Here is a 7,273-nt window from a genome sequence, read left to right as displayed (position 1 = left end):
CTTCTCGCGCTGCGCCGCCATGGAACTCGCGCCTTATTTCGTGCGCTCCAATGCGATCTGCCCCGGCGGCATCGCGACTTCGATTTTCGGCAACGGGCTTGGCCTCGGCACGCAGGTTGCCGATCAGTTTGCCGAAGTGATGAAGCAGCACCTTGCGAAGATTCAGCCGACGCCGCGCTCGGGTCTGCCGGAAGACATTGCCAATGCGGCGCTCTTCCTCGCAAGCGATGAGTCGAGCTTCGTCACCGGCCAGACCATCGCGGTTGATGGCGGCCTGACGGCCGGGCCGATGGCAAGCCTCGGCAAGCGCATCGATTTTGAAAAGGTGATCGGCGACTTCCTCTCAAGCCTGCCCGCAGATCAGCGGCCCGGCTGATACTTTCCGGCGGGCGGGGTTGCGCGCCCTGCCCGCCCCTTACTGCACGTCTATCGTTACCTTATCCGGGGAAAAGGCGATGTAGTCCCGGATCGCCGCCACTTCCACAAACGGATCCTCATAGGACCAGGCGGCTGCCGGGATTTTTTCATCCCCGAGCTTCACGTCCCAGTAACGGGCCTCACCCTTGAACGGGCTCCAGCTCAAATTCTTGCTGATCGCGAACCGTCCCATCTTCACATCCCGCCGGGGAATATAGAAAACCGGGGCGTGCTCTCCTTCGAAAAGCTCCAGCGCATTGTCGGTTTCAGCAACCACCTCGCCTTTCGCGAGCACGCGGATATGGCGCCTTGCGGGCAAAATGCGCATCAGATAGTCGGGGTGGGTCTCAAAACCGGAGCTGTGCTCCTTGCCGGAAACGAGCTGTCCCATGCGAGCCTCCCTTACTGTATCGATATGAAATGGGGTGGCCGCAAGGATTTGGCAACCTCCCCTCCCTAGCCTGAAGGGTGGAGATATGTGCCATGTCAAAGCCCTCGGAAGTCACTCAGCCCCGCCTGAACGCCGAACGCCGCCGCTTTCGCCGCATTGCAACGCGGATCGAGGGGCGGATCGTCTTTGCAGGCGTGGATGTTGAGTGCCTCATCCATGAAATGTCAGCCACAGGCGCCCTTGTCGAAGTGACCCCCCTTCCTGCCCTCGGCACGGAGATCGCGCTCGACGTGCCGGGCGTCGGCTTCGCACGCGGCCGCGCCATGCGCCATGAGGGTGAACTGGTCTCGCTAGATCTCGACACACCGCCCGGCCGCCATGACCGGATGAATGATCGCCTGATCCTCGCCGCCTTCCGCAACCCGCCTCTCTCCGACGCATAGTCGAAAGCGGACAATCCTTTCGATCTCCGTTTGGGCTTCCGCCTGCCTCTCGCTAAACTCCCCGGCAAATCGCAACAGGGGAGAACGTCATGTCATCGCTCAAGGGTAAGGTCGCCATCGTCACGGGTTCAGCCACCGGCCTCGGTGCCGCTGTCGCGCTGCAACTTGCCGACAGGGGCTGCAACGTCGTCATCAACTACACAAAGAGCGAGGCGGAAGCGAAGGAAACACTCGCCGCCTGTCAGGCAAAGGGCGTCGAGGCGATTCTCGCGCAGGGCGATGTCGGCGAGGATGCCGATTGCCGCCGCATCGTGGACGAGACGGTGAAGAAATGGGGTCGCGTTGATGTGCTCGTCAACAATGCGGGCGGCACTAAATTCGCGAACCATGCCGAACTTGATGAACTCAACGCAGACGATTTCCTCTGGATCTACAAGGTGAATGTCGTCGGCGCCTATCAGATGATCCGCGCCTGCGCGCCGCATATGCGCGAGGCTGGCAAGGGCTCGGTCGTGAACGTCTCCTCCATTGCAGGCGTCACGGGCATCGGCTCCTCCGTTGCCTATGCCGCTTCCAAGGGCGCGCTCAACACCATGACGCTTTCGCTCGCCCGCTCGCTTGCGCCGAAGATCCGCGTCAACGCGGTTTGCCCCGGTTTTATCGGCACGCGCTGGTTCTCCGATCGCTTCGGCCAGCAGACCTTTGAAGGCATCAAGCGCCAGCAGGAACAGTCAACGCCGCTCCAGCGCGCCGGCACGCCGGAAGACATTGCAACGGCTGTCGTCTTTTTCTGCGGTGAAGGCTCGGACCACATCACCGGCGAAACGCTCATCACCGACGCCGGGATGCATCTCGGCTTTGCGCCCCTCTCGGCGCGCTGAAACGGGGTGTCCCCGGATTGTTCCGGGGACACATCATTCCGCGAGATAGGCGAGCACAGCTTCCTTGTAAGCCTTGTCGCCCACCGTACGCATATGGTCGCGCTTCGGCACCGTATAGGCCCGCGCACCCGGTATCCTTGCGGCAAGCGGTGCCGCCTCACCCGCCTGCACGTCCGTCTCGCCTGCAACGACAAGGACGGGCCGCCTGATGCGCGCAAGCCCTTCCACCGGGAAGGGCGCGCGCACGGCTTCGAAGCAGGCCGCAAGCGCCACCCTGTCCTGCCTGTTCTGATCGGCAAAGGTGCGGAAGAGAAGCGCGCCCTTGCTCTCCACGCTTGACGGATCATTCGTCAGCAGCGCCTCGATCACCGGGCCGGGATCGCGGTTCGGATCAAGCAGCTTCGCGCCAACACCCGCCGCGATAATCCGGTCGAAGCGTTCCGGATATTCCATCGCTGCGACAAGCGCGACCATCGCTCCCATGGAATAGCCCATCAGGTCGGCACCCGGCTCCCCCAGATGGTCGAGCAGCGCTACGAGATCGCCCGCCATGGCGGACAGCGTGTAATCCTCTTTCTCATGGCTCTTGCTGCTTTCACCATGACCGCGCATATCCGGCATGATGACGCGGTAGCCCGCCCCTGTGAGCGCCTTCACCCAGCCCGTATCGACCCAGTTCACGCGGTGGGTAGAGGCAAAGCCGTGCGCCAGCAACAGCGGGCTTCCCGCCCCCTCCACCGCATAGGCGATGGTCATGCCATCCGCGTCAAAGAACTCCATGCCTGCCCTCATCACTGCCAGCCGAGCGGCTGGAAAATACCGTTACCGCCGTCTAGGCTATGAGAAATTCCGGGGAGAGAGAACCAATGAGCGATGCTGCCACATTGAAACGGGAAGTTTGCGACACGATTGATGCCATGTCGGCGGAGCTTCTTGCCGTCAGCCATGAAATCCATTCAAAGCCCGAACTCGCCTTCAAGGAATTTGAGGCAGCACGCATTCTGACCGGCGCTCTTGAAAAGGCAGACCTTTCCGTTACCCGCCGTGCCTTCGGCCTCGATACGGCATATGTGTCAAGCTTCGGCGAGCGCGGACCGGAAGTCGCCATCCTCTCCGAATATGATGCGCTGCCCGGCATCGGCCATGCCTGCGGCCACAACATCATTGCAACCACCGGTCTTGGCGCATCGCTCGCCCTTGCAAAACTTGGAAGCCGCCTGCCAGGCCGCGTGCGCTATCTCGGCACGCCTGCGGAAGAACAGGGCGGCGGCAAGGAGCTGATGGCGCAGGATGGTGCCTTCGATGGTCTGGACGCGGCCATGATGGTGCATCCCGCCGGGGTTGATCTCATTGCTATGCCCTGCATCTGCGTGTCGGAAGTCTCCGTCATCTATCGCGGCCGCTCGGCACATGCCTCCGCCATTCCGCATATGGGGCTGAACGCGCTTGATGCGCTCGTCACCGCCTATCAGGCGATCGCGCAGCTTCGCCAGCATATCCGCCCGACCGAGCGCATCCACGGCATCATCACCAAGGGCGGCGCCGCACCGAATATCGTGCCCGATGAAACAGCCGGTCTGTTCTATGTGCGCGCGGCAACGGCGGAAGACCTGATCCCGCTGAAAAAGCGCGTACAGGCTTGCTTCGAGGCAGGCGCACTCGCAACGGGCTGCACCGCAGAAGTGAAATGGGCCAAAGCCGATTATCTCGACCTCAAGTCGAGCATGCCGATTGCCAATGCCTACGAGGCGAATGCCCGCGCACTTGGCCGCGACTTCTTCCCCCTGTCGAAAATGCCTGCGGGGTCAGCGGGCAGCACCGACATGGGCAATATCAGCCACCGCGTGCCCTCCATCCATCCGATGATCGCGAGCGCCCCGCCCCATGTGATGATCCACAATCCTGAATTTACGAAATGGGCCGCATCGGATCTGGGCGACAAGGCTTGCATCGATGGCGCAAAGGCGCTCGCCATGACAGCCATCGACTTCATGACCGACGCCAATATGCGCGAAGAGGCAAAGGCACACTTCGCCGCTACGGCGGAAGCCTCGGCCCGCTCTGTCGCCGCCGCTTACGACCCGAACGGCCTCTCTCATATTGGCGGCTGCGGCTGCTGCTGAGGGATCACGGCAGGTTGGGCGGGCGCTCGGTCTGCTCCACTTCCTCGACAAAACGCTCTTCGAGGCGGCGGCGCAGTTCCGTTTGCTCCTTGAGGCCGATCGGGTAGAACCAGATGATTGCCGCCACAAGCGCATTGCAGATCATGGGCGTCGCCACGAACACATAGGAAAGCCCCTGTATCGCTTCTGCCGTGTTCTCGCCGCGCGGCACAAAGCCGATCAATGCCAACGTCCAGAAAACGACGCCTACGGCCACAGCGCCGCCAATCTTCTGCGTCAGTGTCAGCAGCGAATAGAAAAGCCCCGTCCGCTTCTGCCCCGTTTCCAGTTCATCGAGATCGGCCACATCTGCCATCATGGACCGATAAAGCGTTGTCGTCGTGCCGACATTCACACCGAGGAAGAAGAGCACCGCCGCCGCAACCCAGACATTACCGTTCGGAATCAAGAAGATCACCGGCGGGAAGCAGACATTGAACAGCGCCGCCACCACAACGGTGCGGTGCTTGCCGAGCGCATAGCTGATCTTGAGCACGACGGGGATGAAGCCGATGCCGCCGAAGAAATAGAGAAGCAGCAGGAAACTCGCCGCCGAGCCGACACCCCAGACAAGCGTTGCCTCATACATATACATGGAGGCAAGCGCCGCCCCGGCAAAGCCGCTCAGAAAATCGGCTGCGAGCAGGCGCCGCAGCGGCATGTTGCGGAACAGCGGAATGACCTGTGAGAGAAAGCTCGTCGTCGGCACATCGCGGTGCTGGCTCTTGCGCTCCGGCACAAGCCAGAGATTGATGGCGATGGCGATCGGCAGCACGATGATGATGAACCAGCCCATGGAATTGACACGGGCAGCATCCACATTCTCAGGCCCCATGCGCTCGATAAGCGCCGGTATCAACAGCACCAGCGGCACACCGAGAAGCTGAAACGCCTCGCGATAGCCCTGAATGCGCGAGCGTTCATTGTAATCGTCGCTCAGTTCCGCCGCCCAGGCCATGTGGCAAATGGTGAGCATCGTCCAGCCCACATAGAGGAAGAACATGGTGCTCAGAAGATAGAAATTCGTCACAGGAGCGGTCGGCACGAAAACCATATAGACAGACAGGCAGAGAAGCGGCACGGAAAGCACAAGCCAGGGCCGACGCCGTCCCCAGCGCGTGGGATATCTGTCCGACATGACCCCCATCAGCGGGTCCGTGAACACATCCCAGAACCGCGCCAGCATGAAGATCGTGCCCACAGCGGCAAGGCCAAGCCCCATCTCGCCGGCATAAAAATGCGGAAGATAAACGCCAATAGGCAGGCCGAGCGCGCCAATCGGAATGGCAGGGCCGGAAAAGGCGGCCAGCCGCCAGCCGGACAATCGGGGAGATGACATTCTCTGTGAGCCTCGCCAGGAGAAACGATTTCGGGAATTCAGTTCCAGCCGGTCAGGAAATCCATCACCGCGCCCTTGAACATCGGGTTCGGCAGCGCAAACATATGATCCGTACCGGGAATGATCTCGGCCCGCGCATGGGGGATGATATCGGCAAGCGCCTGCGGATCACCTGCAAGATCATCGCGGGCACCGGCAATCACCAGCACCTTGTTGCGAATGATCTCCGCACTTTCCCGCGCGCCGCTGCGACGCGGTGCCCGCGCACAGGCGGCGATCGACTTCAGATCCTGCCCGAGATTTTCCGCATAAAGCCGGAAGGCTCGCGCCGAGCGGTCTTCCACGATGCTCGGATCATCCGCTTCCAGCGCATCGGCGATCGGATTACCGGGCCGCGCAGGCTCCAGCGCCCGCCCGCCCATGCCCGCCAGCACAACGAGGCCGAAGCGCTCTCCATGCTGCGCGGCAAGCCGGAGCGAAATGCCGCCCCCCATGGAAAACCCCATGAGATCGGCTTGCCCGATGCCGAGATGATCGAGCAGCGCAATCGCGTCACCCGTCAACTTGTCCATCGTGTAGTCGGCGGGGTCATAAAGCTTCTGGCTCGCACCATGCCCGCGCAGATCGAAGGTGATGACCTTGAACCGCGCTCTTGTGAGCGCCTGCACCCAGCCCGTACGGACCCAGTTGTCATGCGCGGTCGCCGAAAACCCGTGAATGAGGAGGATCGGGCGCCCCTCCCCTTCCACTTCATAGGCGATGGAAACTCCGTCTGATGAAAACTCCGCCATGATCAATCCGCCGGCACACCAGAGGATTGCGGATCAGCCGGGTGGCCTGCACGCGTGGCAATGGCCGTTGCCGCCGCCTCGAGATTGCGCTGCTCGAGAATGGCGCGGTTCTCCCGCTGCTTCTCCTCGTCGATCGGATAGAACCACAGGATCACGGCAACAATGATGCTGATGCCCACGACCGGCCACACATAGACCATCTTGAGCAGCCAGATGACATCATCCGAGTTTTCACCGCGCGGCACGAAGCCGATCATGTCGAGCATTGCATAACCACCGAAGATCGCCACCGCGATGCCGATCTTGTTGGTCATGGTGAGCATGGAATAGAAAAGCCCCGTGCGCTGCTGCCCTGTCTGCACCGTATCATGGTCGGCCACATCCGCCATGATCGAGCGGAAGAGGAACGGGCCCGCCGCCATATTCACGCCGAAGAGCACCCAGACGGCCATGGCAAAAACAGGGTCGCCTTCCGGCACGATCAAGATGAGCGGCACGGTGACGGCGTTGAAGAGTGCCGACCATGCAACCGTCTTGTGCTTGCCAAGCCGGTTGCTGATCCACAGCATCAGCGGCACAAAGAGTACGCCAGACACGAAATAGCCGAGCAGCATCAAGATCGAATATTGCTCAAGCTTAAGCGCATCTTCCGCAAGGAAAAGAAACATCGAAGCGACAAGACCGCCCGACACGCCGGAGATCAGGTCAGCCGCAAGCACATTCTGCAAGGGCTTGCTCTGCACCAGCGCGCCGATCGCCTGCTTCATGGGCACATGCTGCGGACGCGGTGCCTTCCGCTCCGGCACAAACCAGACGGCGATGCCAACCGAGATGGGCAGCAGAATGAGA

The 7,273-nt window shown here is 61.5% G+C and carries 9 protein-coding genes; 4 read left to right on the top strand and 5 right to left on the bottom strand.

The window, feature by feature from the left end; genetic code table 11:
- Positions 1-376 (top strand): SDR family oxidoreductase (locus WBF74_RS07015; protein ID WP_424437265.1); only part of this gene is annotated, 376 nt, incomplete at its 5' end.
- A gap of 39 nt (positions 377-415) precedes the next feature.
- Here the strand turns inward: WBF74_RS07015 and WBF74_RS07010 are convergent.
- Complete coding sequence (locus WBF74_RS07010; RefSeq protein ID WP_424437262.1) at positions 416-808, bottom strand: DUF427 domain-containing protein; 393 nt, start codon at positions 806-808, stop codon at positions 416-418.
- Between the two features lie 92 nt (positions 809-900).
- On the opposite strand from WBF74_RS07010, the gene WBF74_RS07005 reads away from it, so the two are divergent.
- Positions 901-1,251, top strand: coding sequence for a PilZ domain-containing protein (locus tag WBF74_RS07005; RefSeq protein WP_424437259.1), 351 nt, complete (start codon positions 901-903; stop codon positions 1,249-1,251).
- Between the two features lie 89 nt (positions 1,252-1,340).
- Positions 1,341-2,132, top strand: coding sequence for an SDR family NAD(P)-dependent oxidoreductase (locus WBF74_RS07000; RefSeq protein WP_424437256.1), 792 nt, complete (start codon positions 1,341-1,343; stop codon positions 2,130-2,132).
- A 33-nt stretch (positions 2,133-2,165) separates the two neighbouring features.
- On the opposite strand, the gene WBF74_RS06995 is transcribed toward WBF74_RS07000, so the two are convergent.
- Positions 2,166-2,912, bottom strand: coding sequence for an alpha/beta fold hydrolase (locus WBF74_RS06995; RefSeq protein WP_424437253.1), 747 nt, complete (start codon positions 2,910-2,912; stop codon positions 2,166-2,168).
- Between the two features lie 86 nt (positions 2,913-2,998).
- Here WBF74_RS06995 and WBF74_RS06990 point away from each other — a divergent pair, with 86 nt between their 5' ends.
- Positions 2,999-4,255 (top strand): M20 family metallopeptidase, encoded by a 1,257-nt coding sequence (locus tag WBF74_RS06990; protein WP_424437250.1) that lies wholly within the window; start codon positions 2,999-3,001, stop codon positions 4,253-4,255.
- Positions 4,256-4,259: 4 nt separating this feature from the next.
- On the opposite strand, the gene WBF74_RS06985 is transcribed toward WBF74_RS06990, so the two are convergent.
- The 3 genes from WBF74_RS06985 to WBF74_RS06975 form a co-directional block, all read right to left on the bottom strand.
- On the bottom strand, positions 4,260-5,633 hold the full coding sequence (locus WBF74_RS06985; protein ID WP_424437247.1) for an MFS transporter: 1,374 nt from the start codon (positions 5,631-5,633) through the stop codon (positions 4,260-4,262).
- 38 nt (positions 5,634-5,671) lie between these two features.
- The gene (locus WBF74_RS06980; RefSeq protein ID WP_424437244.1) at positions 5,672-6,424 is read right to left on the bottom strand and encodes an alpha/beta fold hydrolase; all 753 of its coding nucleotides are present in this window, start codon (positions 6,422-6,424) and stop codon (positions 5,672-5,674) included.
- A gap of 2 nt (positions 6,425-6,426) precedes the next feature.
- Positions 6,427-7,273: MFS transporter (locus WBF74_RS06975; RefSeq protein WP_424437241.1), on the bottom strand; the 847-nt coding region annotated here is incomplete at its 5' end.

The sequence above is a fragment of the Parvibaculum sp. genome (assembly GCF_049672805.1).
Taxonomy (GTDB): Bacteria; Pseudomonadota; Alphaproteobacteria; order Parvibaculales; family Parvibaculaceae; genus Parvibaculum.
This window is presented reverse-complemented; position numbering and strand designations above follow the sequence as displayed.